The organism is Erwinia magellanica, assembly GCF_039023495.1.
GTDB lineage: Bacteria > Pseudomonadota > Gammaproteobacteria > Enterobacterales > Enterobacteriaceae > Erwinia.
Genome location: NZ_JBCHVC010000002.1, coordinates 283,935 through 308,118 on the forward strand (window position 1 = coordinate 283,935; position 24,184 = coordinate 308,118).

Annotated in this window: 22 protein-coding genes and 1 pseudogene; 8 read left to right on the plus strand and 15 right to left on the minus strand. The window is 55.4% G+C overall.

Translation table 11 applies throughout. The annotated features are described in order from the left end of the window. Nucleotides 1-208: 208 nt before the first annotated feature. Nucleotides 209-1,885, plus strand: a pseudogene (gene ushA, locus AAH450_RS08555) (bifunctional UDP-sugar hydrolase/5'-nucleotidase UshA); the annotation flags it as partial. Nucleotides 1,886-2,041: 156 nt separating this feature from the next. On the opposite strand, the gene AAH450_RS08560 reads toward ushA, so the two are convergent. After that, entirely contained in the window at nucleotides 2,042-2,473 is a 432-nt protein-coding gene (locus tag AAH450_RS08560) for a multidrug/biocide efflux PACE transporter (protein ID WP_342909852.1), read from the minus strand. Nucleotides 2,474-2,561: 88 nt separating this feature from the next. Between AAH450_RS08560 and AAH450_RS08565 the strand changes: the two genes are divergently transcribed. Further along, a complete protein-coding gene (locus AAH450_RS08565; protein ID WP_342909853.1) occupies nucleotides 2,562-3,431 on the plus strand; it encodes a LysR family transcriptional regulator in 870 nt (289 codons plus the stop codon). Nucleotides 3,432-3,509: 78 nt separating this feature from the next. Here AAH450_RS08565 and ybaK read toward each other — a convergent pair whose 3' ends face one another. The 3 genes from ybaK to copA form a co-directional block, all read right to left on the minus strand. After that, the gene (gene ybaK / locus AAH450_RS08570; protein ID WP_342909854.1) at nucleotides 3,510-3,989 is read right to left on the minus strand and encodes a Cys-tRNA(Pro)/Cys-tRNA(Cys) deacylase YbaK; all 480 of its coding nucleotides are present in this window, start codon (nucleotides 3,987-3,989) and stop codon (nucleotides 3,510-3,512) included. Nucleotides 3,990-4,162: 173 nt separating this feature from the next. Continuing rightward, complete coding sequence (locus AAH450_RS08575; protein WP_342909855.1) at nucleotides 4,163-4,963, minus strand: TraB/GumN family protein; 801 nt, start codon at nucleotides 4,961-4,963, stop codon at nucleotides 4,163-4,165. A 92-nt stretch (nucleotides 4,964-5,055) separates the two neighbouring features. After that, nucleotides 5,056-7,560: a copper-exporting P-type ATPase CopA gene (gene copA, locus AAH450_RS08580; protein ID WP_342909856.1), complete on the minus strand. Its 2,505-nt coding sequence runs from the start codon at nucleotides 7,558-7,560 to the stop codon at nucleotides 5,056-5,058. A gap of 96 nt (nucleotides 7,561-7,656) precedes the next feature. Here copA and cueR point away from each other — a divergent pair, with 96 nt between their 5' ends. Next, on the plus strand, nucleotides 7,657-8,067 hold the full coding sequence (cueR, locus tag AAH450_RS08585; protein WP_342909857.1) for a Cu(I)-responsive transcriptional regulator: 411 nt from the start codon (nucleotides 7,657-7,659) through the stop codon (nucleotides 8,065-8,067). 11 nt (nucleotides 8,068-8,078) lie between these two features. On the opposite strand, the gene AAH450_RS08590 is transcribed toward cueR, so the two are convergent. After that, nucleotides 8,079-9,086 (minus strand): GntR family transcriptional regulator, encoded by a 1,008-nt coding sequence (locus AAH450_RS08590; protein ID WP_342909858.1) that lies wholly within the window; start codon nucleotides 9,084-9,086, stop codon nucleotides 8,079-8,081. Between the two features lie 230 nt (nucleotides 9,087-9,316). Here AAH450_RS08590 and AAH450_RS08595 point away from each other — a divergent pair, with 230 nt between their 5' ends. Beyond that, on the plus strand, nucleotides 9,317-10,507 hold the full coding sequence (locus AAH450_RS08595) for an ABC transporter substrate-binding protein (RefSeq protein WP_342909859.1): 1,191 nt from the start codon (nucleotides 9,317-9,319) through the stop codon (nucleotides 10,505-10,507). On the opposite strand, the gene AAH450_RS08600 is transcribed toward AAH450_RS08595, so the two are convergent. The 5 genes from AAH450_RS08600 to tesA all read right to left on the minus strand — a co-directional run bounded on the left by AAH450_RS08600 (nucleotide 10,476) and on the right by tesA (nucleotide 14,302). Beyond that, nucleotides 10,476-10,943 carry an NfeD family protein gene (locus AAH450_RS08600; protein WP_342909860.1) on the minus strand — a complete coding sequence of 156 codons (468 nt, stop codon included), beginning with the start codon at nucleotides 10,941-10,943 and terminating at the stop codon, nucleotides 10,476-10,478. The genes AAH450_RS08595 and AAH450_RS08600 overlap by 32 nt on opposite strands. Then, nucleotides 10,940-11,857: an SPFH domain-containing protein gene (locus AAH450_RS08605; RefSeq protein ID WP_318789970.1), complete on the minus strand. Its 918-nt coding sequence runs from the start codon at nucleotides 11,855-11,857 to the stop codon at nucleotides 10,940-10,942. The genes AAH450_RS08600 and AAH450_RS08605 overlap by 4 nt, the downstream gene beginning before the upstream one ends. 81 nt (nucleotides 11,858-11,938) lie before the next feature. Continuing rightward, nucleotides 11,939-12,796, minus strand: coding sequence for a co-chaperone YbbN (locus AAH450_RS08610; protein ID WP_318789971.1), 858 nt, complete (start codon nucleotides 12,794-12,796; stop codon nucleotides 11,939-11,941). A gap of 71 nt (nucleotides 12,797-12,867) precedes the next feature. Then, a complete protein-coding gene (locus AAH450_RS08615) occupies nucleotides 12,868-13,647 on the minus strand; it encodes an SDR family oxidoreductase (RefSeq protein WP_342909861.1) in 780 nt (259 codons plus the stop codon). A gap of 31 nt (nucleotides 13,648-13,678) precedes the next feature. Next, complete coding sequence (tesA, locus tag AAH450_RS08620) at nucleotides 13,679-14,302, minus strand: multifunctional acyl-CoA thioesterase I/protease I/lysophospholipase L1 (RefSeq protein ID WP_342909862.1); 624 nt, start codon at nucleotides 14,300-14,302, stop codon at nucleotides 13,679-13,681. Between tesA and ybbA the strand changes: the two genes are divergently transcribed. From ybbA to AAH450_RS08635, 3 genes are all read left to right on the plus strand, one after another. Then, complete coding sequence (ybbA, locus tag AAH450_RS08625; protein ID WP_318789974.1) at nucleotides 14,273-14,959, plus strand: putative ABC transporter ATP-binding protein YbbA; 687 nt, start codon at nucleotides 14,273-14,275, stop codon at nucleotides 14,957-14,959. The two genes, tesA and ybbA, sit on opposite strands and share 30 nt — an antisense overlap. Continuing rightward, nucleotides 14,956-17,373, plus strand: a complete 2,418-nt coding sequence (ybbP, locus tag AAH450_RS08630; protein WP_342909863.1) for a putative ABC transporter permease subunit YbbP — start codon at nucleotides 14,956-14,958, stop codon at nucleotides 17,371-17,373. Before ybbA ends, ybbP begins: the two co-directional genes overlap by 4 nt. Before the next feature lie 186 nt (nucleotides 17,374-17,559). Continuing rightward, a complete protein-coding gene (locus AAH450_RS08635) occupies nucleotides 17,560-18,219 on the plus strand; it encodes an acyl-homoserine-lactone synthase (RefSeq protein ID WP_342909864.1) in 660 nt (219 codons plus the stop codon). On the opposite strand, the gene AAH450_RS08640 is transcribed toward AAH450_RS08635, so the two are convergent. The 5 genes from AAH450_RS08640 to ppiB form a co-directional block, all read right to left on the minus strand. Beyond that, nucleotides 18,178-18,924, minus strand: a complete 747-nt coding sequence (locus tag AAH450_RS08640) for a helix-turn-helix transcriptional regulator (RefSeq protein ID WP_342909865.1) — start codon at nucleotides 18,922-18,924, stop codon at nucleotides 18,178-18,180. The two genes, AAH450_RS08635 and AAH450_RS08640, sit on opposite strands and share 42 nt — an antisense overlap. Before the next feature lie 435 nt (nucleotides 18,925-19,359). Next, the gene (gene purK, locus AAH450_RS08645) at nucleotides 19,360-20,430 is read right to left on the minus strand and encodes a 5-(carboxyamino)imidazole ribonucleotide synthase (protein ID WP_342909866.1); all 1,071 of its coding nucleotides are present in this window, start codon (nucleotides 20,428-20,430) and stop codon (nucleotides 19,360-19,362) included. Beyond that, nucleotides 20,427-20,936: a 5-(carboxyamino)imidazole ribonucleotide mutase gene (purE, locus tag AAH450_RS08650; RefSeq protein ID WP_342909867.1), complete on the minus strand. Its 510-nt coding sequence runs from the start codon at nucleotides 20,934-20,936 to the stop codon at nucleotides 20,427-20,429. Before purE ends, purK begins: the two co-directional genes overlap by 4 nt. Nucleotides 20,937-21,080: 144 nt before the next feature. Next, complete coding sequence (lpxH, locus tag AAH450_RS08655; protein WP_342909868.1) at nucleotides 21,081-21,806, minus strand: UDP-2,3-diacylglucosamine diphosphatase; 726 nt, start codon at nucleotides 21,804-21,806, stop codon at nucleotides 21,081-21,083. Then, a complete protein-coding gene (gene ppiB, locus AAH450_RS08660; protein ID WP_342909869.1) occupies nucleotides 21,806-22,300 on the minus strand; it encodes a peptidylprolyl isomerase B in 495 nt (164 codons plus the stop codon). Before ppiB ends, lpxH begins: the two co-directional genes overlap by 1 nt. Before the next feature lie 458 nt (nucleotides 22,301-22,758). Here ppiB and cysS point away from each other — a divergent pair, with 458 nt between their 5' ends. Next, nucleotides 22,759-24,147, plus strand: a complete 1,389-nt coding sequence (gene cysS / locus AAH450_RS08665; protein WP_342909870.1) for a cysteine--tRNA ligase — start codon at nucleotides 22,759-22,761, stop codon at nucleotides 24,145-24,147. Nucleotides 24,148-24,184 lie beyond the last annotated feature (37 nt).

A 24,184-nucleotide genomic window follows, 5' to 3' on the forward strand; every position in this document is an offset into this window, starting at 1 on the left:
TGTGTATCCAGACATTTAAGAGGATAATGACGTTTATTTTGCTGGCGGGCCGTTAAAACCAGCAGAGATAAGAGATCAGCATTAGCCCGCCCGATTATCCTGCGGCATAATCGACGAATAGTCACAAATTAATGAGATTAAAGCCGTAAATTTTGACAAATGCTTTACGCTTGCGCGATTCATAACAAGGAGATTCGTTGTGCTTTCAATGAAAAAAAAGCTTGCCCTGACGCTGGTCCTGCTTACTACGCCACTGCTGGCTCAGGCCTGGGTTAAAGATCGGGTCTACAAATTTACGGTGCTTCACACCAACGATCATCACGGCCACTTCTGGCAAAACGATCGTGACGAATATGGTCTGGCCGCACAGAAAACCATGATGGATCAGATCCGTTATGACGTTCAGGCGCACGGCGGGCAGGTGCTGATCCTGTCGGGTGGAGATATCAATACCGGCGTGCCGGAATCCGATCTCCAGGATGCCGAACCCGATTTTCGCGGCATGAATCTGGTGGGATACGATGCGATGGCTATCGGTAACCATGAATTTGATAATCCGCTCTCCGTGCTGCGCCAGCAGCAAAAATGGGCGAAGTTTCCGCTGCTTTCGGCCAACATTTATCAGAAAAGCACCGGCAAGCGCCTGTTCCAGCCCTACGCCTTGTTTAACCGCGTCGGGCTGAAAATTGCGGTTATCGGCCTGACTACCGACGACACGGCAAAGATCGGCAATCCTGAATTCTTTACCGATATGGTATTTCATAAACCTGCCGCTGAAGCCAAAGCGGTGGTGGAAGAATTACGTAAAAAAGAGAAGCCGGACGTGATTATTGCGGCGACCCACATGGGTCACTACGATAACGGCAATCATGGCTCCAACGCACCGGGCGATGTCGAGATGGCGCGTGAGCTGCCCGCCGGCTATCTGGATATGATTGTTGGCGGCCATTCGCAGGACCCGGTCTGCATGGCAAAAGAGAATGTCAAACAGGCTGACTATGTTCCCGGCACCCCGTGCCAGCCCGATCGCCAGAATGGCACCTGGATTGTTCAGGCCCATGAGTGGGGCAAATATATCGGCCGCGCCGATTTCACTTTCCTTAACGGTAAGCTGACTCTGGAACATTACGAGCTGGTACCCATCAACCTGCGGCATAAAGTAAAAAATGCAGACGGCAGCGAAACCTGGATCAATTACACCCAGGAGATTGCCAAAAATACGGCGATGATGAAGCTGCTGACGCCCTTCCAGAAAAAAGGGGAGGCGCAGCTGGGGGTGAAAATTGGCAGCGTCAACGGCCATCTTGAGGGCGACCGCAGCAAAGTGCGCTTTGTTCAGACCAATCTTGCCAGAGTGATCCTTGCCTCGCAGATAGAAAGGACTAAAGCTGATTTCGCCGTGATGAGCGGCGGCGGCGTCCGGGACTCGATTGAGTCCGGTACCATTACCTATAAAGATGTGCTTAAGGTACAGCCCTTTGGTAACACGCTGACCTATGTAGAGATGAAAGGCAGCGAGGTAGAGAAATATCTCGCGGTGGTGGCGAACAAGCAGGTGGATTCGGGTGCCTATGCCCAGTTTGCCAACGTCAGCCTGATTGCTTATGGCAGCGGCGTGAGCGATATCAAAATCAAGGGCGAGCCTTTAGATCCAGAGAAAACTTACCGCATGGCGACGCTGAGCTTCAATGCCACAGGGGGCGATGGTTACCCGCCTGTTAACCAGTTGCCCAGCTATGTGAATACCGGCTTTATTGATGCGGAAGTGCTGAAGCAATATATTCAGAACCATTCACCGCTGGAAGCCGCAGCCTATGCGCCGAAAGGAGAGATTGTTTATCAGGAAAAAGCGCCTGAGCCGGTAAAAGAAAAACCGACGAAGCCGAAAATCTGGCGGCTGTTCAGAATCGATACGGCAATGAATCAGCGTCTGGAGAAAGAGGGAAAACCTCGTCCGGGGCTGCCGTCTGAACTCCATACGGCTTTAAGATAGCGGATAAGCAAAACGGCACCTGTCACGGTGCCGTTTTTGTTCTGAGGATTAAACCTCACACTCTTTTCGTTCTGTCAGTCTGGCGCGCAGGGCGTCATACACCCAGTTATAGGCTACCGTGTAGGGCAGGAAGAAGAGGAAGAAAGAGACCTCCAGTAAAAAAGCCTGCCACAATCCAGTGCCCAGCATCCAGGCAGCAATCGGCAGGCCGATGACGATAAAGCCACCTTCAAAGCCCACGGCATGCAGGATACGCAGCTTCAGCCCACGCTTTACCGTAGGGGGCACCAGCCGATCGAAACCTGCGTTATAAAGCATGTTCCAGCCCATCGCTACCGTCGAGAGCATAATGGCTAACGCACCCATCTGAAACAGCGGCTTCTCCATGATCCAGGCGGCAAGCGGGGAAACCAGCAGGATCGCCAGCACCTCGAAGCCTGCGGCATGACAAAAACGTTCTTTCAGCGTTCTGGTACGCATAAACCCTCCTTAATGGTGACTGAATGCTATTTTCCCTGTTTTCTTTGCTAAGATAAAATGATGTTCTATCGAAAAAAGCGATACTTCATTGCGATACTCACCGGAATCTTTACTGGCCTTTGTGCAGACTGTGGAAAGCGGTTCATTTTCTGCCGCCGCCAGGGCGCTGCGCAAAAGTCAGTCCACCATCAGCACCGCCGTGGCGAATCTGGAAACCGATTTAGGCTTCGCCCTGTTCAGCCGGGAGGCCCGTTCGCCAGTTCTTACTGACAACGGACGACGGGCGCTGGTTCAGGTACGGGAAATTTTACGGGCAAGCGCGCAGCTTGATGAGCTGGCTGTCAGGCTGGCGGGAGAAGTGGAGCCTTGCCTGAGCCTCGCTATTTCTGACTTCTGGCAGGCGGATTACCATGAATCCTTGCTGAAGCGTTTTGATGCCCGCTATCCGGAGATAGAGTTTGAATGCATGATCGCTGAAGATGCCGATGTGATCGATCTGCTACAGGCGGGAAGGGCGCATATAGGGGTGATCCGCGTGCAGCCTGATTATCCGGAAGAGATCGCCACGGCGAGGTTGCAGGTGGAAGCGCAGATGGCGATCTATCTTCATCAGGATCATCCGCTGGCGCAGGAGCAAAGTGTCAGCGAGCAAAAGCTGAAGCATGTGCGGCAGCTCTGCCTTAATACCTGGACCGAGAGCGAACGCTATCAGTCAGGAAAAGGGATCTGGTCTGCGCCGTCCTATCTGCTGCTGCTGGAGATGGCGGAGCAGGGGTTTGGCTGGAGCATTCTGCCGCGCTGGCTGGTGGAGCAGTTTGGTCATCAGCTTCTGCGTGAGCTTCCCGTGACCGGCTGGCCGCAAAAAATTTCGGTGGATGTGGCCTGGTCACGAAGATCGCCGCCTGGCCCCGCCGGGCGCTGGATGATTGACCAACTGCTGGCCCAAAGGGCGGAGTGACTCATCTCTCCCGACCTGCTGGTTTCCCAGAGGCTACCCACTCTGTTCAGCGGCAAATATGGGAAGCTTCCAAGGTCGTTATGGTTTGCGGGCAATATCCGCAAAGCGGGCATTCAGCAGGCGCGCTAAATCCGCAGGAGAGAGTTCAATTTCCAGACCGCGCTTGCCGCCAGAGACAAAAATGGTCGGGAACTGCTGCGCCAGACTGTCTACCACCGTGGGCAGCCGCTTTTTTTGCCCCAGCGGGCTGATGCCGCCAAGCAGATAGCCGGTGGTGCGCTGGGCAATCTGCGGATCGGCCATATCTGCTTTCTTCGCCCCCAGCGCTTTCGCCACCTGTTTTAAATCGAGCTGGCTGGCAACGGGCGTCACTGCCACCGCCAGGGTTTTATTGTCCCCGTTCAGCGTCACCAACAGCGTTTTATAGACCTGTTGCGCATTCTGGTTGAGTTTACGCACCGCTTCATCACCAAAATGAGTGTCATTATTGTCATGCTCGTAGGCGTGCAGTTCAAAGCTGACCTGCTGTTTTTCGAGAAGTTTTACGGCGGGCGTCATAGCTGCTCTCCTTCTGCGGCGATAGTAGTGACCCTTTCAGGGTGAAAAATAGTGGCGAAAATCCAGGCTTTAGGCGACAATCTGCACCCCGTCAGCAACCTGATTGCTGGCGGATAACTAAAATCATAAAAAAATTCTTTTTTGACGGGCCGATAGCGATATTGGCCTTTTTTTTATCTGCCGTTCAGTAAATCGGGCAGATTGCCGTCGCCATAGAGATGTAGCGCGCCTACGGCCACCACGTATTTTCCCTGGGGTAACGCCGCTAATACCTCCGCCCAGCGCTGGTTTCTTTGCAGCATCAGAACGTCGTTCAGCGTGCTGTTAAAGGTTGTGGGAAGCGCCGTTTGCTTCTCTCCCGGTGGGCTTTCCAGCCACCAGCCAATCATAGTCTGGAGCAGCCTGGCATTGGTATGCCAGTGGATCAGCGTGTCCTGAAGCAGCGTCAGTCCGTTATCCGGCAGCGCTTTCAACAGGGCCAGCTGGGTTTCGGGGCCTTCCAGCTCAATCACCGGTTTTTGCAACGTCCTGGCTGCCTTCAGTAACTGGAAGTCGATACCATACTCCGCCCGTAAGCCCAGACGCTGTGCCTGCTGCGCCTGGAGCATCAGCGCAACCTGCCAGGCGGGCAGCGTGTCGATCGCTTCCGGGCTGACAGCTACCTCATGGCAGAAATGTTGCAGGCGGGCCAGCTCATCAGCCGTTAAACGCTCCGCCAGCGGCGCGCAGATCTCACTCTCTCCGAAGGGAGAGGCGCTGGCCGTGATATCGGCTTCAACAATTAGCGCATCTGCCTGCGCTAACCGCGTTTGCAGTAAAGCAGGCAGGGGCATCATCTCCTGGGTGCCCATATGGATACTGCCGACCAGGTGCAGCTGGCTCTGGCCGCTGGTGGCATCCTGTGCCGGATAGACGTAGCGCGTTGGCGACAGTTTCTGCCAGAGCGCAGCCACCTTTCGCAAGAATTTTCCCATACTTTCCGCCTTCTCAGTGTTCAGCCCATGCTAACGGTTTAACTGACTGAGGAACAGGTAAAAAAGGCGCAGAGGTGCGGGATAAACCGCCGCTATTCCGCTGGTGGTTTATACCGCACCAGGCGATTTGCGTTGCTGACGACAGTAATCGACGAGAGGGCCATCGCCGCCCCGGCCACCACCGGATTCAGCAAGGTGCCAGTCAGCGGATAGAGAACCCCGGCAGCAATCGGGATCCCCAGTGCGTTATAAATAAACGCGCCCAGCAGGTTTTGTTTCATATTGCGTAAGGTCGCTTTGGCTATTGCCAGGCCATCCACCACAGCATTTAAATCCTGACGCATCAGCGTCATTCCGGCGGTTTCAATCGCCACATCGCTGCCGCTGCCCATGGCAATCCCCACATCTGCCTGGGCCAGAGCAGGGGCATCATTGATGCCGTCGCCCACCATCGCTACCCGGTGGCCCTGCTTTTGCAGATCGCGTATGGCCTCCGCTTTGCCCTCTGGCAACACACCCGCGATGACCTTATCCACGCCCGCTTCTTTCGCGATGGCCTGCGCGGTGATTTTGTTATCACCGGTCAGCATCACCAGCTGGTAACCGCGCTGGCGGAGGCGTTTCAGCGCAGAGACGCTCTCGCTACGCAGCGGATCGCGAACAGAGAACAGAGCCACTATCTCGCCCGCTGCCGCCAGCATCACCGGGGTGATGCCTTTGGCCGCCTGGGTGTAAATTTGCAGGCGCAGCTCGTCTGTCAGTGTATGATTCTGTTCCATTAACGCGCTGTTCCCCAGCCACAGCTCACTGCCGTTAACATTACCGCTCACGCCCATTCCCGGTATTGTACGAAATTGCTCAATTGCAGGCAGAGAAGCGTCACCTGCTTTTTCCAGCAGGGCACGGGCCAAGGGATGGGAAGAACCCTGCTCCAGCGCGGCTGCCCAGGCGATCGCCTGTTGTTCATCAGCGCCGTTAAACAGAGTGATATCCACCACGCGCGGCGTTCCCTCTGTCAGCGTTCCGGTTTTATCAAATACCAGCGTGGAGAGGGTACTGGCCCGCTGCAACGCATCGGCATCACGCACCAGCACGCCATACTCAGCAGCACGTCCGACGCCAGAAATGATCGACATCGGTGTCGCCAGCCCTAAGGCGCAGGGACAGGCAATAATCAGCACGGTGGTGGCGATCACCAGGGTGTAGACCAGCTGCGGTGCCGGCCCCACAAAGAACCAAACCGCCGCGCTAAGCAGGGCAACAGCCACTACGGCAGGAACAAAGACCGCGGAAATTCTGTCGGCCAGCCTGCCAATCTCTGGCTTGCTGCTTTGCGCCTGACGCACGCTGTTAATAATGCGCGAAAGGGTGGTGTTCTTACCCACCGCACTGGCGGTAAACAGCACGCTACCATCCTGTAACACCGTTCCGGCATGAATATCGTCGCCGATCTGCTTCTGCTGCGGCATCGCTTCACCGGTCAGCATCGCCTCATCCAGCCAGGCTTCACCCTGAGTGATGCTGCCATCAACAGGCACCCGGTCGCCGGTGGTCAGGCGCAGGGTCATACCGGGCTGAACGTCGCTGAGCGGCAGGACTCTTTCGCCCTCATCGGTGATAACGCGGGCTGTTGGCGGCGTTAAATCGAGTAATTTTTCCAGCGCCTTTGATGCCCGCTGGCGACCACGCTGTTCCAGCATATGGCCAAGATTGATCAGGCCGATAATCATGGCGCTGGCTTCATAGTAAAGATGGCGCGCCTCAGCAGGAAAGGCGTCAGGCCACAGGTTCACGGTGATGGAGTAGAGCCAGGCCGCTGCGGTGCCCAGCGCCACCAGCGTGTCCATTGTCGCCGTGCCTTTCATCAGGCTGCGCCAGGCGCTGCGATAAAAATGGCCGCCAGCCACTATCATCACCAGCAGGGTAACAATCCCTACGGCCAGCCAGCCTGCGCGGTTGCTCTGGGTGAGCATCATGTTGTCGCCCGCCATTCCCCAGAGCATCAGAGGGATACCCAGCGTCAGCGCAACGGCCGCCTGCCAGCGAAAGCGGCGTACAGCCTGTTGGGCTGTTTTTTGCTGCTTCTCACGGCGCTCAACGTCATCTTCAATCACCTCCGCGCCATAGCCCGCCTCCTGTACGGCGCTAACCAGTGACGCAGGCGAGGCATCGCCCATCACCAGCGCGCTGCGCTCGGCAAGGTTAACTCGCGCCTGGCTGACGCCGCTTACCTTCTGCAATGCATTCTGGACACGGCTGACACAGCTGGCGCAGCTCATGCCATCAATCAGCAGATGAAAGCTCTGGGTTGCCGGAAGCTGTTGAGGGGCCGCTGCCAGCGCTTCCGGCTCAGATTCTGTTTCTGCCAGCGGTTCACACTTTGGGAAAGCAGAGGCCTCTGCCAGGCTGGCGTGATAGCCCGCCTGCTCAACCGCAGCAATCAGATCGCTCGCCTGGGCGCTGCCGCTGACCCGGGCTTCAGTAATGGAGACTTCTGCCTGTTCCACATCCGCACGCTGTTCCAGCGTCTCTTTCACGCGTTTTACACAGTGGCCGCAGGACAAGCCTTCCAGCGCCAGTATCGTAGTGTGTGACATGATTTAAACTCCCGTTTATCTGGTTTGACCCCACTGGGGTTTTACAGTAGTAATAAAGAATAAACCTTCCATCAAGGTTAAGGTCAAGGAGTGAAGATGAATATCAGCGAGGTGGCAAAAAAAACCGGTTTAACCAGTAAGGCTATCCGTTTTTATGAAGAGAAAGGGCTGGTTACGCCGCCGTTGCGCAGTGAAAACGGCTACCGCAGCTATAGCGCGAAGCATCTGGAAGAGCTGATGCTGTTACGCCAGGCGCGGCAGGTTGGGTTCAACCTGGAAGAGTGTCGCGAAATGGTCCAGCTGTTTAACAATCCTCAGCGCCACAGCGCCGATGTTAAAGCGCGCACGCTGGATAAAGTAGCGGAGATCGAAGCGCATATTCAGGAGCTGACGCTGATGCGCGAACGCCTGCTGGCGCTGGCGGCCAGCTGCCCTGGCGATGAGAGCGCCGATTGCCCGATCATTAATGATCTGGCGGGTTGCTGCCACACCACTAAAAGGGTGTGAGTGATGTTTGATCAGCTAAGCCGTATCAGGTAGGGCGGCAGCTCCGGCACGGGAAGGATCGAAAGCACCTTCAGCTTTTGCAGCGTCCTGATCTGCGAGCGTTCCAGATGTTCCCGCAGCGCCTGAGCGGCTGGATCCCATTTCTCCTGTAACAACAACTCATACACCCTGCGGTGCTCGCTGATAATGGCGTCATCTATCGGGATGGCCAGCCTTTCGTAAAAGATCAGCGTCACAATCAGGGGCGACTGGCTCTGGCGGAGGATCTGCATCATCGTGCGGTTTCCCGCAGGTGCCAGGCAGAACAGGTGCAGATCGTCTTCAATCTGCTCAAGCTCTGCGGAAGTGACCCGTTTTCCTTCAAGCTGATCCAGACGCGCAAGGTTTTGCAGGATCTGCTGCTGCGATAGTTGCGGTGCCGCTTTACGCAACGCTGCTGATTCAAGGCTGGCGCGGATCTCGTAATGGTCACTGATTTCTCTGGCGGTCAGCGGGCCTGCCAGCCATTGCGCATAAGGCTCTTTTTCCACTAATCCTTTATCGCGCAGGCGCATCAGGCTTTCGCGGATGCTGTTTCTGCTGACGTTGTAAAAGTTGGCGGCCCTGGCTTCATTCAGCTGGTAATGACCAAAGACCATACAGGTTGCAAGCGCCTCCTGTAGGCTTTGCAGCACTTTTTCGCCTGTGCTGCGGGTATCAACCAGTTCACTTTGCTGATCCAGCCCCAGCACGCTGCGGGTCAGCGTGATACGTTGCGGATCAACCGCTTCATTCTGGCGGGCAGCAATATAGCCCCGGCCTTCAAACCGGGTAATCAGCCCCTGTTCATGCAACAGGCTCAGCGCCTGCCGCACCGGCACGCGGCTGGTGCCAAACAAAGTTGCCAGCGGCCCTTCAAGCAGAACCAGCCCGTGGGGAACCTGCTGGGAAGTGATGGCATCATGCAGGATCTGGCGGATCGTTTCATAACGCGCCGCTCCCCTGGCCGCAATATTCACTTTTTCGCTGTCGTTGACCATGCCGAATCTTGTTCTCCCGCTGCCGAAAAAAACATTATGCCACAGGAGTATCGGGACGTTGAGCAGCGCGCCGCAGCGTTTCTGTTAATCAAACCTGCACTTAACCCCGTAAGACAATAGTTGCTGGCCTTTGCCGTCTGGCCGTTGCTGCTATTACACTGTCATGGCAGTTTATTACTGCACGTGCGCCGTGATGCGTTTCTGCTCTCCTTTCCTGATGGTGAAATGTCATGAACTCCGCTGTTATGGCGACAAACCAGCTCACACTGCGCGTACTGGGAACTTCTGTCACTCTGCTGGAGCAGCTCCGGTTGCGTGCAGAGCAGGATCTGGGCATCAAAATAACGTATCAGATCCACAGCGTGGCCGATGCCCAGCGTATCGCGGTCATGGAGCCAGAAAGCTACGATCTCTACGATCAGTGGTTCCACAATATCGATTTTGTCTGGCCCGGCCGCGCTATCCAGCCGCTTGAGATTAGCCGTCTGGAATTCTGGGATGAAATTAACGCCCTGCCCAAGTTGGGTACGCTTATTCCGGGCGGAAAACCGGGCAAGGGCAGCATTCCGGTGAACCGGCTCTATGTGCAGCAGGATGGCACTCTGTCCGGGCAGCCCAGCGGGCTTATCAGCATGCTGCCGCTGACTCATAACGCTGACAGCTTTGCCTGGCGACCAGACCGGCTGCCCGCCGCGCTGAGCCGCGAAGAGGAGAGCTGGAGCTGGCTGCTGCATCCCGCTTTCTCCGGACAGGCCGCGCTACAGGATGATGCGGCAATTGGCGCGCTGGACGCGGTGCTGGCCGTGCAGGGAGCGGGGCTGGCTGAGTTTGCTGACGTTGGTAATCTGAGTCTGGAAGAGATCGATCGCCTGACCAGCGTGCTGGTGCGTTTACAGCGGCAGGGGCATTTTGCTTTCTGGTCTACGCCGGAGCAGGCTTTTGAACTGGCTGAGCACCATCAGATCGGTATACAGAGTCTGTGGGCGCCCACCTGGTTTCGCCACCATTTTCGGCAGAGCGGCTACCGGCTGGCTACGCCGCGTGAGGGCTATCGCGCCTGGTACGGGGGGCTTTCTCTGTCGCGCTGCGCCACGGGAAAAAACAAAGATGCGGCTTATGCTTACCTGAACTGGTGGCAATCGGGCTGGCCCGGCGCGGTGATGGCGCGACAGGGCTATTACATCTCAAATCCACAGCGATCCCGTGCGCATCTCTCCGCCGCAGAATGGGACTTTTGGTATGAGGGGAAACCGGCCCCTGAAGACCTGCCTGATGCCGACGGAAAACCGCTTATCACCAAAGGTGAACGCCGCGACGGCGGTAGCTACCACCAGAGGATGAGCCATATTGGCGTCTGGAACTCGGTAATGGATGAGCATAACTATCTGGTCAGACGCTGGCACGATTTCCTGCGCGCCTGACTATTCTCAGGGTTACGCCTTCCACGGCCACCACCCTGACCGGCGTGCCGGCCGGCAGGTTTTCTGTCGCCTGTACGCGCCAGCCGCTGTCGCCAATTCTCACATGGCCAACGCCATCAATCAGCGTCTCCTCCAGCGTCAGCTCGCGACCAATCAGCTGATTGCCGCGCTGATTCAGCGAGGAGGGCGGCTGCTGACGATCGCGCCCTTTCAGCCATCTGTACCACCAGAGCGCGGAAAGGATGGTCAGCAGGGCAAAGCTCAGCCCCTGCCACTCCCAGGGTAGCGGCACCAGCCACACCAGCAGGCTGACCAGTACCGCCGCCACGCCGCTCCAGAGCAGATAGCCGCTGGCACCCAGCATTTCGGCTGCCAGAAGAATGCCGCCCACCGACAGCCAGAGCCACCACGGGTTCGCTATCAGCTCGGCGATCATTTTACGCCCCGATCTTTTTTAGTTTCGCTTAGTAGTTCCGAAATTCCGGCAATGGACCCCATCAGACTGCTCGCTTCCAGCGGCATCAGCACCATTTTGCTGCTGTTGGATGTGCCGATTTTTTGCAGAGCATCGGTGTACTTCTGTGCCACGAAGTAGTTGATGGCCTGGATGTCGCCAGCGGCAATCGCTTCAGAGACCATTTTGGTGGCGCGCGCTTCCGCTTCGGCGCTTCGCTCACGGGCTTCAGCCTGTAGGAACGCGGACTGACGTTCCCCCTCGGCTTTAAGGATCTGTGACTGCTTTTCACCTTCTGCCCGCAGGATTGCCGCCTGACGTACGCCCTCGGCTTCCAGAATGTCGGCGCGCTTGGTGCGTTCCGCTTTCATCTGCGCATTCATTGAGGCTATCAGCTCCGCCGGTGGCCGGACGTCACGTATCTCGATGCGGGTAATTTTTACCCCCCAGGGATTGGTCGCTTCATCCACGATCCGCAGCAGCCGGGTGTTGATGTTATCGCGCTGCGAGAGCATCTCATCCAGCTCCATTGAGCCGAGCACGGTACGCATATTGGTCATGGTGAGGTTAACGATAGCCAGCTCAAGATTGCTGACCTCATAAGCGGCGCGCGGCGCATCCACCACCTGTGTAAAGCAGACGGCATCAATGGTCACGCTGGCGTTGTCTTTGGAGATGATCTCCTGAGAGGGGATATCCAGCACCTGCTCCATCATGCTGATCTTGCGACCCACACGATCCATAAAAGGCACCAGCAAATTCAGGCCGGGTTGCAGCGTTTTGGTATAGCGGCCAAAGCGCTCCACCGTCCACTGATAGCCCTGCGGAACAATTTTGATCCCTGACCAGACAACGATCAGGGCCAGTACAATAATAACGGGGATTACAGTCAGCATATAACCGCCGGATTGATGTTATAGGGGCCGATTCATTCGGCCCGGTTCCGCCCGGCAGGAGGCTGAGCGGTGGATGACGTTTTAGTAGAGCAGGGCGTAGAGTTGACGACGGTATTTCGCCGCCAGTGCATCGCCTGTCCCCAATGCTGCCAGAATTTCCTGCAACATTTTGCGCGCATGACCATCAGCTGCGCTTAAATCTTTTTTCAGGAAGCTGAACAGCAGCTCCAGCGCCTCTTCATTACGCCCCACATGGTGCAGCTGTAACGCCAGCTTGGTCGCCAGCTCGGCATTCTCTGGCTCTTGTTCCATCTGCTGCTGCAACTGCTGAATTTCTGGGGTGTCTGCGGCCTGTTTCAGCAGGTCGATCTGCGCCATCAGCCCCTGATAGCGGGTATCTTTATCCTGTAGCGGCACCACGGCCAGCACGGCTTCAGCTTCTTCGCTGCGGTTCAGCGCAATCAGCGCTTCTGCCAGCAGGAACCCCATTTCACTGTTCTGATTGCTCAGCTGCCAGGCCTCTTTCAACAGCGGCAGCGCATCCAGCACTTTGCCCTCTTCCATCAGCTGCATCCCTTCCTGCGCCTTCAGCTCCTCTTCCTTCGGCAGCACTTTTTGCAGCAGGGCGCGGATCGCCTCTTCAGGCTGTGGCCCCTGGAAGCCGTCAACCGGCTGGCCATTCTGGAACAGATAGACGGTAGGAATAGAACGCAGGCCAAACTGCTGCGCTACCGCAGGCTCTGCATCGCAATCCAGCTCTGCCAGTACAAACTGCCCGGCATACTCCTGCGCAAGTCGCTCCAGAACGGGCGTCAGCTCCTGGCAGTGCTGGCTGCGGGCAGACCAGAAATAGAACAGCACCGGTACCTGCATTGACTGCTCAAGCGTCTGTTGCAGGTTGGTTTCGTTAATTGTAACTATTGCAGCTTGTGGTGACATGAATTCGTCTCTTTAACAGGGTTTCTTACTTTATTGGGGCACACCGCAGCGCTTCAAGGTTTATTGCCGCTTTATGCCTGTTTCCCGCGCAGAATGCGATCCAGCATCCAGCCCGGCAGCAAACGGCGTAACACCGTCATAGCATGCGCGACCAGGGTCACCGGGTAGCGCAGGCGGGGATGCCTGCTCTCTAAAGCATGGCGTAATTTCGGTAAAATTGCCTCGGGAGGCAGCGTGAAACGGGCGGCGATGCCGGGATTTTTAACCGGTTTATCCTGCTGAGCCTGGCTGACATTATCGGTAAAGCGGGTGCTGACAGGGCCAGGCTCAATCAGACTGACGCGGATACCGCTGCCGTGCAGCTCCATGCGTAGCGCATCTGACCAGGCTTCCAGCGCATATTTACTGGCCGCATAAGCGCCCCGTCCCGGCGTGGAAATAAGCCCCAGAACGGAGCTGGTGTTAATAATCCGCGCCTCGCCGCTGGCACGCAAAGCGGGCAACAGCAAGGTTGTTAGCTGGTGCGTGCCAAAAAGGTTAGTGGCAAATTGCTGTTCCATCTGCTGGCGGCTGACAGATTCCAGCGGACCATAAACGCCAAAGCCGCCATTGTTGAATAAGCCATAAAGACGGTTCCCGCTCAGCTCGATAATTTTCGCGGCAGCCTGTTCCACGCTCTGGCTGCTATTCAGATCCAGTTCTATGCCGGTAAAGCCGAGATCGTTCATGCGCAGCACATCTTCCGGCTTGCGGCAGGCGGCCAAAATCTGGTAGCCCCGGCGTAATAAATCGTTGGCAGCCACCAGCCCAATACCGCTGGAACAGCCGGTTATTACTATGATTTTTTGCATAACTTTACCTGTAAACCGTCTGAAAACCCCGTTACTCGTGCTTAACTAAGGGAGCCAGTTCTTTTGCCATCAGACCAGCAATAAAGGGCTGCGCATCGGGATTAGGGTGGATCCCATCCTGTTGCATCCATTCCGGCTTCAGGTAGACCTGCTCCATAAAGAAGGGCACCAGCGGAACAGAAAACTCTTTCGCCAGCTTCGGGTAAATGTCACTGAAAGATTCGGTATAGCGGCGGCCATAATTGGCCGGTAAACGGATTTGCATCAGCAGCGGCTGGGCATTGGCAGCCTTGATCTGAGCAATAATTTTACTGAGATCCTGCTCAATATTTTGCGGTGGGAAGCCGCGTAATCCATCGTTTCCACCCAGTTCAATCAGTACCCAGCGCGGCTGATGCTGCTTCAGCAAAGAGGGCAGGCGCGCCAGCCCCTGGGTGGCGGTATCGCCACTTATGCTACCGTTAATAATGGCCGGGGATTTCTGCCATTTATCATTGAGTAACGCAGGCCACGCGGTGGTGGCAGACATGCGGTAACCGGCACTTAAACTGTCGCCCAGTACCAGCAGCTTGTCTGCCGCCGTCGCCATATGCGTCATTAAAGCCAATAATAACAGGACAGAGTAATGCCAGCGGAAAACATTCTTGAAGTTCATCGTCTTAGTAAGTCCGTCGGTCAGGGTGATCATCACCTTTCCATCCTTACCGGAGTTGAGCTGGTTGTCAAACCGGCTGAAACCATTGCGCTGATCGGCGAGTCCGGCTCCGGGAAGTCCACTCTGCTGGGGATCCTGGCTGGTCTGGATGACGGGTCTGAAGGCGAGGTGTTTCTGCTTGGCTCGCCGCTGCATCAGATGGATGAAGAGCAGCGCGCTGAACTGCGAGCAAAGAGCGTCGGGTTTGTTTTCCAGTCCTTTATGCTGGTGCCGACGCTAAATGCGCTGGAAAACGTTCAGCTTCCTGCCTTGCTACGAGGCGAGAGCGATCGCCAGAGCCGTGAGCAGGCTCAGGCGCTGCTGGCCCAGCTTGGCCTGGCTGAGCGACTGACGCATTTGCCGTCGCAGCTTTCCGGCGGGGAGCAGCAGCGTGTCGCACTGGCCAGAGCTTTTAACGGGCGGCCCGCACTGCTGTTTGCCGATGAGCCAACGGGCAACCTGGACCGCAAAACGGGCGATCGCATCGCCGATTTACTCTTCTCCCTTAACCGCGATTTTGCCACCACGCTGATCCTGGTGACCCATGATGAGCAGCTTGCCGCCCGCTGCGACCGGCGGCTGCGGGTGCGTGACGGCAAGCTGTGGGAGGAAGCATGATCTGGCGCTGGTTCTGGCGTGAATGGAAATCACCTTCGCTGCTGATAGTCTGGCTGGCGCTGACCCTGGCTGTCGCCTGCGTGCTGGCTTTAGGTTCGCTCAGCGACAGGATGGAGAAGGGGCTGACCCAGCAAAGCCGCGACTTTATGGCCGGTGACAGGACGCTGCAAAGTTCACGCGAAGTGCCACAGGAATGGCTGGATGCGGCACGAAAAGAGGGGTTGCAGGTGGGGCGTCAGCTCACCTTTATGACCATGACCTTTGCTGCTGACACGCCGCAGCTGGCGTCGGTCAAAGCGGTGGACGATCTCTATCCAATGTTCGGTAAGCTGACAACGGAACCGGCAGGAGTGAAGCCCGCTGCGGGAACGGTGCTCGCGGCTCCGCGCCTGCTGGCGCTGTTAAACCTGAAAACAGGGGCGAACCTTGATGTGGGCGACACCACGCTGCGGGTGGCCGGCGAGGTGATTCAGGAGCCTGATTCGGGCTTCAACCCTTTCCAGACCGCGCCAAGGCTGCTAATGAATCTGGCCGACGTGGGCAAAACCGGGGCGATACAGCCCGGCAGCCGTGTCACCTGGCGCTATAAATTCGCCGGTACGCCAGCGCAGCTCAGCGCCTATGACCGCTATATCGAAACCCGCATCAAGCCGGAACAGCGCTGGATAAGCGTTGAGAACTCGGAAGATGCGCTGGGGAAATCGATGCAGCGGGCGCAGCAATTTCTGCTGCTTTCGGCGCTGCTGACGCTGATGCTGGCAATAGCTGCCGTGGCGGTGGCTATGAGTCACTATTGCCGCAGCCGCTACGATCTGGTGGCGGTGCTGAAAACGCTGGGAGCAAATCGTGCAGCGTTAAGAAAACTTATTGTCGGCCAGTGGCTGGCGGTATTGCTGCTGGCAGCCGTCTGCGGTGGCGCGATTGGCATGGGCTTTGAAGTATTGCTGCTGCGGATGCTGAAGCCTGTTTTACCGGGTGAGTTACCGCCAGCCAGCGCATGGCCCTGGCTGTGGGCCATTGGCTCGCTGTTTATTATCTCTCTGCTGGTGGGGCTGCGGCCTTACCGTTTACTGCTGGCGACGCAGCCCTTACGCGTGCTGCGGCGCGATGCGATTGCCAACGTCTGGCCGCTGAAATATTACCTGCCAGCGATGGCGCTGGTAGTGATTGGGCTGCTGGCGATGCTGGTGGGCGGCAGCAAGTTACTCTGGGCACTGGTCGCAGGCATCGTATTGCTGTCGCTGTTGCTGGGCGCTATCGGTTGGGGAGGATTACTGCTGCTGCGTCGTCTTAGCGTCCGTAATCTGGCGTTCCGGCTGGCAATCAACCGCTTACTGCGTCAGCCCTGGACCACGCTCAGCCAGCTGGCGGCTTTTTCGCTGTCGTTTATGCTGCTGGCGCTGCTGCTGGTCATGCGGGGCGATTTGCTCGATCGCTGGCAGCAACAGCTTCCGCCAGGAAGTCCGAACTATTTCCTGCTCAATATGACCCAGGAGCAGGTGCCGCAGGTCAAAACGTTCCTGGAACAGCATCAGGTCAGGCCGCAAACCTTTTATCCGATTATCCGGGCCAGGCTGACCATGCTGAATGGCAAGCCAACCGATCCGGCGATGGATAATGCACTTAACCGGGAACTGAATCTGACCTGGCAGGCGCAATTACCGGATCACAATCCGCTGACGGCAGGAAGCTGGCCGCCGAAAAAAGGTGAAGTTTCAGTGGAGGAGGAGTTAGCAGGCAGGCTGGGGGTGAAGCTGGGCGACACGCTGACGTTTACTGGCGATACTCAGGAGTTCTCTGCCAGGATTACCAGCCTGCGTAAAGTGGACTGGGAGAGCCTGAAACCCAACTTCTTCTTTATCTTCCCTGTGGGTGCGCTGGAGGATCAACCAGCCACCTGGCTGACCAGTTTCCATCTTGCTGGGAATAATGCATTGCTGGCCCAGCTAAACCGGGAGTTCCCGACGCTGAGCTTACTCGATATTGGCTCTATTCTGCGCCAGATTGGTCAGGTGCTGGCGCAGGTCAGTCAGGCGCTGGAAATTATGGTGGTGCTGGTTACCGCCTGCGGTGTTCTGCTGCTGCTGGCACAGATTCAGGTCGGTATGCGCCAGCGCCGGCAGGAGCTGGTGGTATATCGCACGCTGGGGGCCAGCAAAAAGCTGCTGCGCGGGACGCTGTGGTGCGAATTTGCGCTACTGGGCGCAGTGGCAGGAATGGCCGCCGCAACGGGTGCGGAAGCGGCATTATGGGGATTACAACGAAAGGTGTTCGACTTCCCCTGGGAGCCAGACTTCCTGCTGTGGTTAGCGCTGCCGCTAACCGGCGCGATCCTGCTCTCCCTGTGCGGCGGCTGGCTTGGCGTCCGGCTGTTGAAAGGCAAAGCGCTGTTCCGCGGCTTTAACGGGGCTTAGCCTGCAAAGAGCCATTCCTTCTTGTAAAGGCCGGTGCAAACCGGCCTTTTGCTTTTCAGCCGGGCGCACTTCCTCTGACCCACCTCTTTTTACCTGCTCAGGGAGGAAAGACAAAAGATAAACTCTGGTGACTGATGAATGATAAGGGTATTATCGACAGCAAGCTAAGCTAAGGATAGAATGATCATGTTGCATTTGCTTGATGTGAATTATAGTTTTCTTTCTGAATTAAAATCAAAAGAGCTGTTCACCCTGAGGAAGAAGGTGTTTAAAGATCGGCTTAACTGGCTGGTCAATGCTGAAAATAATATGGAGTCGGATGAATATGATAATTCCCGCACGACCTATATCTTCGGTGTCTATAAAGAGATCTGCATCTGTAGTCTGCGCTTTATAGAAATTAAATACCCTAATATGATTACCGGCACATTTAAGAGCTGGTTTAAAAATGTTGAGCTGCCGCAAGGGAATTATGTGGAAGCCAGCCGTTTGTTTATCGACAAAGAACGTGTCCAGGCTCTGGAGCTTCGCCAGCAGCCGGTGAGTGCTCTGCTGTTTCTTTCGATGATTAATTATGCCCGCCACTATGGCTATGCAGGAATTTACGCCATTGTGAGTCATCCCATGTACCTGATCTTCAGAAAATCAGGCTGGGCTGTTTCGGTAGTAGAGCAGAGCAAGTCAGAGAAAAATGAAAATATCTATCTGATTTTTATGCCGGTAGATGAAGACAACCAAAAAACCCTGATTTCGCTGGTGGAATCCAGGGCTCCTTCACTCCGCTGTCAACTGGATAGCTGGCCGCTAACTTTCCCCGTCAGGAAGAACAGGCCTGATCAGATTTAGTTCAATACCAAGCCGGATGGCGTGTCTTGCATTGGTCACGCCCAGCTTCTTCACCGCGTTGCCCATGTGATACTTCACCGTGGTCAGCTTGATACCCAGGATCAGGGCGATCTCCTGATAGGATTTTCCCACGCTTGCCCAGTAGATGATCTCATTTTCCCGGTTAGAAAAAATCTCACGGGTATTCATCTCTTCAAAATCGGCTTTTCTGGCCTGCTCCTGATAAAGCTGAGTCAGTTTTTCATGGGTGGTGAGTAATAGCATCTGCAACTTGTTTTTATTAATCTGAATCAACTCTTCAATATTATCGTCGCAATCTTTATCCAACATGATCGATAACACCACCAGGTTATTGTTATGATCATGCAGCACAAATGTATAACCATTGATAATATCGTGGTTACGCGCCATATCAAAAAGTTTTGGCACCTTCACTCCCTGATTCAGCATCAGGTTTTCATCCCAGGAGAAAGGCGTCAGTCGGTAAAGGGCGGTCATTAACACTGGATCGATAAACTGGAAGTTATTGTCTATATAAACCTTAAACCACTCTTGCCGGTTAGAGATAATGCTGAAATCCGCAGGATTCCTTTTACTCATAATGGCATAAGCGTATTTGATATTATTGAACTGAACAAGCTTCCTTTCCAGATAATCCTTTATTGACGTGTTAATAGCGTGATTATTAAAAAATAATTTAGCCATGTCATTATCTCCCTGGGAAAATAGTGCTTCCATCGATGATTCGGGACTTTAACATATATTTAATTTTTCGCATAACCCTAAGGGCAGCAAACAGGGGGCAACAGCACGGGCTGATCAAGCGTCAGCAAGGAGGAACAACAGTGAGGAAAAACGCGGTGTCACGGGCAGATTTAGAGGGTGAACCAGTCCGCGCTCGTGAAGCAAAAGGAAAGATTACTTTACCTTTTGTAACGCTTCTGGCTTGGTACTGGTTCCCTTGGTGTTGGCAAATTAAATCTAATGTACTAATAATCAAGAATATTTATATTTTTGGTTCGCTTATAGAATACGATTTTCAGAAACGAATAGATAGCCATACTTAAGTACAGTAGCGCACTGTCCTTTATCTGCCCTGGCAGGAAAATCGCTCCTGAGAGCGATTTATCGAGATCAGATTCAGGCTTCCAGCTTCTCTACTGCCCAGGCGATGCCGCTGGCATACTCTTCCGGCAGCTGAGTAACCAGGCTGTTCAACGCGCTTTGCAGAGAAGGTTTACTGCTATCCGAAAGGTTCAGGTGGCCCACTTTACGCCCCGGACGCACCTCTTTTTCATACCAGTGCAGATGCACCAGCGGCTGCTGCAACCAGGCCAGATTCAGCGCGGTGCCAATCAGGTTCACCATCACCGAAGGGGTACTGACAACCGGCGTGGGCAACGGCAGGTCCAGGATAGCCCGCAGATGCAGCTCGAACTGGCTGATGGAGGCGCCATTTTGAGTCCAGTGGCCGCTGTTATGAACGCGGGGAGCGAGTTCATTAATCAACAACCCTTCCGGCACCACGAAACACTCCATCGCCATCACGCCGACATACTGCAACTCCTGCATAATGGCTGACAGCATAGTCTCTGCCTGTTTTTGCAGGGCAGCATCGGGTTCAGGCAACACAACGCTGGTGCGCAGGATCCCCTCCTGATGCAAATTGTGGGTCAGCGGATAAAACACGGTGCTGCCATCGTGGGCGCGGGCGCCAACCAGAGAAACTTCACCTGAGAAGTTAATACCCTGTTCAACAATGCACTCGCCGTAACAGTCAGCTGGCAGGCTGTCTGTTTCACCGGCCCGTAAACGCCACTGTCCCCGCCCATCGTAACCCCCTGTACGGCGCTTAACGATCGCCAGTTCGCCCAGGGAGGCAAAGAGCTGCGGCCATTGCGCCTTCTCTGCCAGCAGCTGCCAGGGCGCTGTCGCCAGGCCCAGCTGATCAAGCAGCTGCTTTTGCGTCAGACGGTCGGCTAAACGTGGGAAAATGTCGCGGTTCACAAACGCCGAATGGTTCGCCAGTTCGCGCGTCAGGGCAGTTTCGGGCCAGCGCTCAATTTCTGCGGTAATCACGCTTTGATGGATCGGCAGCGCTTCTGGCTCCGCGTCCAGCCCGACAGGATAAACAGCGATACCCAGCGGTTCACCCGCCTGGCGCAGCATACGGCCAAGCTGACCATTTCCTAATACGCAAACCGGCTTCATGCTTCCTCCCGCGGGTCCGGGTTATTCAACACTTCATCCGTCTGCGTCTGACGCCAGATGGCCAGGCGCGCAGAGAGATCGGCATCATGGATAGCCAGAATTTGCGCCGCCAGTAAAGCAGCATTGGCCGCCCCGGCTTTACCGATTGCCAGTGTGCCCACCGGAATGCCGCGTGGCATCTGTACAATAGAGTAGAGGCTGTCCACGCCGCTCAGTGCAGCACTCTGCACCGGCACGCCCAGTACCGGCACCAGCGTTTTTGCTGCCAGCATTCCCGGTAAATGCGCTGCCCCGCCTGCGCCCGCGATAATCACCTGAATACCGTTATCCGCAGCCTGTTCGGCAAAGCTGAACAGCTTGTCCGGGGTACGGTGCGCGGAAACCACTTCACACTGGAAGGGCACGGCCAGGCTGGTGAGAATATCGGCGGCAAATTGCATGGTTGCCCAGTCACTTTTGGAACCCATAACAATAGCAATGCGGGCCGGTGCGGCGTTGGATGACATGCGGGTCTGACTCCTGTGATTTGACATACGTCATCTGACTGCCCAGGCACTCAGATGGGAAGGGCAAAGAGGATAGCATGACTGTGCAGCAAGGAAAACGTTTGCCCAGGCTTCAGGCGGGCATTTGCCCCATTTTTTTGCGGGTCAGAAAGGGAAGGAAATGAGCGTGGTTTCATGCTCGCTGACGCGGATCATTGAGCCTTCACTATGCCATGCGCCCAGCACCAGATGTTCAGCAAGCTGACCGTTTACCTCAAGCTGATGCACAGCGGGGCGATGAGTGTGTCCGTGGATTAAAACATTCACCCGATGTCGGGCCATCGTCTCTGCTACAGCCTGAGCATTCACATCCATGATGGCACTCTCTTTACTGCTGTTAGCCTGTTTACTGCCTGCACGCATTTTTATCGCAATACGCTGGCGGACAAACAACGGCAGAGCCAGAAACAGCCTTTGCAGCCAGCGCTGCTGCACCTTGCGCCGGAAGCGCTGATAACCTTCATCATCGGTACACAACGTATCGCCGTGCATAATCAGGATCTGTTTATTGTAGATCGTCACTACCTGCTCTTCCGGCAGCAACGTCATGCCGCTGGCAGCCGCAAAGCGCTGGCCTATCAGGAAGTCACGATTACCGTGGATAAAGTAGCAGGGGATATTGTGCTGCTGAAGCCCAAGCAGCGCGGCTGCGATTTCAGCGTGCAGCGGGTCAGGATCGTCATCACCAATCCAGGCCTCAAACAGGTCGCCGAGAATATAGAGCGCGTCAGCTTTCAGCGCATCACGGCGTAAAAAAGCAAGAAAACCGGCAGTAATTGCCGGTTCTTCTTTGCACAGATGCAAATCTGCAATAAACAGCGTGTGAGGCATTATTCGCTGACGATGACTTTCTGGATCACAACGTCATCTTTAGGCACATCCTGATGCATGCCGCTACGGCCAGTAGCCACCGCTTTGATTTTCTCTACAACATCCATGCCTTCAACAACTTCAGCAAACACGCAGTAACCCCAGCCTTGCAGGCTTTCGTCACGGAAGTTCAGGAAGTCGTTGTCTGCCACGTTAATGAAGAACTGGGCGGTAGCAGAGTGAGGTGCCTGAGTACGCGCCATAGCCAGCGTACCTTTGGTATTTTTCAGGCCGTTGTTGGCTTCGTTGCGGATCTCGTCTTTGGTTGCTTTCTGGATCATGCCCGGCTCGAAGCCGCCGCCCTGAACCATAAAGCCATTGATAACACGGTGGAAAATGGTGTTGTCGTAGAAACCTTCACGGCAGTAATCCAGGAAGTTTGCAACGGTAGCTGGCGCTTTGTCATCGAAGGTTTTGATAACGATATCGCCATGATTTGTCTGGAAAGTGACCATATTCTCATCCTGTAAAGGTTGGAGTGGTGAATGGGAAGGCGGTGCCGGTGACCCTGTGAGCCGGGCACGCTATTAACAGAGGGCTTTTATATCACAAAATGTGATGACGAGTCAGCATCACTGCATAAACCTGGCGGGGCCAAAAGTGACGTCATTCGCTACAGAATAAAGCGTATATCAGGCTTTATTCGGTTATCAGCGCCTGAACGGCAGCGCTTTTTTAAATCCAGGCTACCGACAGGTGCAGGCCTCTGAGCGTGCGAATGGCAGAGCAGGCAGAAAAGGATAAGGTTAACCGATGGCTCCTCTGGGGATCATGCTTATTCAGAACCTGGCCCGGCGTCAGGCGTTCAACACCTTGCGGTCTGGAGCAGCTTGCTTTGCGTGGCGCTTACGATAACAATACGGCAGAATATGCCACTGGTTTTAACCCGCACACGTCAAAACGGAATGTCTCAATGCTAAAGATTTTTAATACCCTGAGTCGTCAAAAAGAGGAATTTAAACCTATTCATGCTGGTCAGATCGGCATGTACGTGTGCGGCATTACCGTTTACGACTTGTGTCACATTGGCCATGGCAGAACCTTCGTCGCGTTTGATGTGGTGGCTCGCTACCTGCGCTATCTCGGTTACTCGCTGAAATATGTGCGTAATATCACCGATATCGATGACAAGATCATCAAACGTGCGAATGAAAACGGCGAAACGGTGGAAGTGCTCACTAACCGGATGATCGCAGAGATGCATAAGGATTTCGCTGCGCTGAATATCCTGCCACCGGATCAGGAACCCCGCGCCACGCGCCATATCGCAGAGATCATCGAGATCGTCACTAAACTGATCGATCGCGATCACGCTTATGTTGCCAGCAATGGTGATGTGATGTTCTCTGTCACCAGCGATGCCGATTACGGCCTGTTATCCCGCCAGGATCTGGAGCAGCTCCAGGCTGGCGCCCGCGTGGAAGTGGAGGCCAACGTCAAGCGTAATCCCATGGACTTCGTATTGTGGAAAATGTCCAAAGCTGACGAGCCAAGCTGGCCTTCTCCGTGGGGCGCAGGCCGTCCGGGCTGGCATATCGAGTGTTCAGCCATGAACTGCAAACAGTTGGGCGAGCATTTTGATATTCACGGCGGCGGCTCCGATCTGATGTTCCCGCATCACGAGAACGAAATTGCCCAATCTTCCTGCGCCCATGATGGCCCGTACGTGAACTACTGGATGCACTCCGGCATGGTGATGGTAGACCGTGAAAAGATGTCCAAGTCGCTGAATAACTTCTTCACGGTGCGTGACGTGCTGGAATATTTTGATGCAGAGACCGTGCGCTACTTCCTGATGTCCGGCCACTATCGCAGCCAGCTGAACTATGGCGAAGAGAACCTGAAGCAGGCCCGTTCTGCGCTGGAGCGTCTCTATACCGCAGTACGTAACACCGACGTTCAGGCACTGCCAGCAGGCGGCGAACTCTTTGAAGCCCGTTTCCGTGAGGCGATGGATGATGACTTCAACACGCCGGAAGCCTATTCCGTGCTGTTTGATATGGCGCGTGAAGTCAACCGCCTGAAAGCGGAAGATATGACGGCGGCTAACGGTCTTGCGGCAAAATTGCGCGAGCTGGCTGGCGTGCTGGGGCTGCTGGAGCAGGATCCGGAACTGTTCCTGCAAAACGGCGCGCAGAGTAATGATGACGAAGTGGCCGAGATCGAAGCGTTGATCAGAATGCGGCTGGACGCCCGCAGAGATAAAAACTGGGCGCAGGCAGATATGGCCCGCGATAAGCTGGTGGCGATGGGCATCGTGCTGGAAGATGGCCCGCAGGGAACCAGCTGGCGCCGCAAGTAATCTCAGCGCAAATCACTGTCAGGGGCGAAAGCCCCTT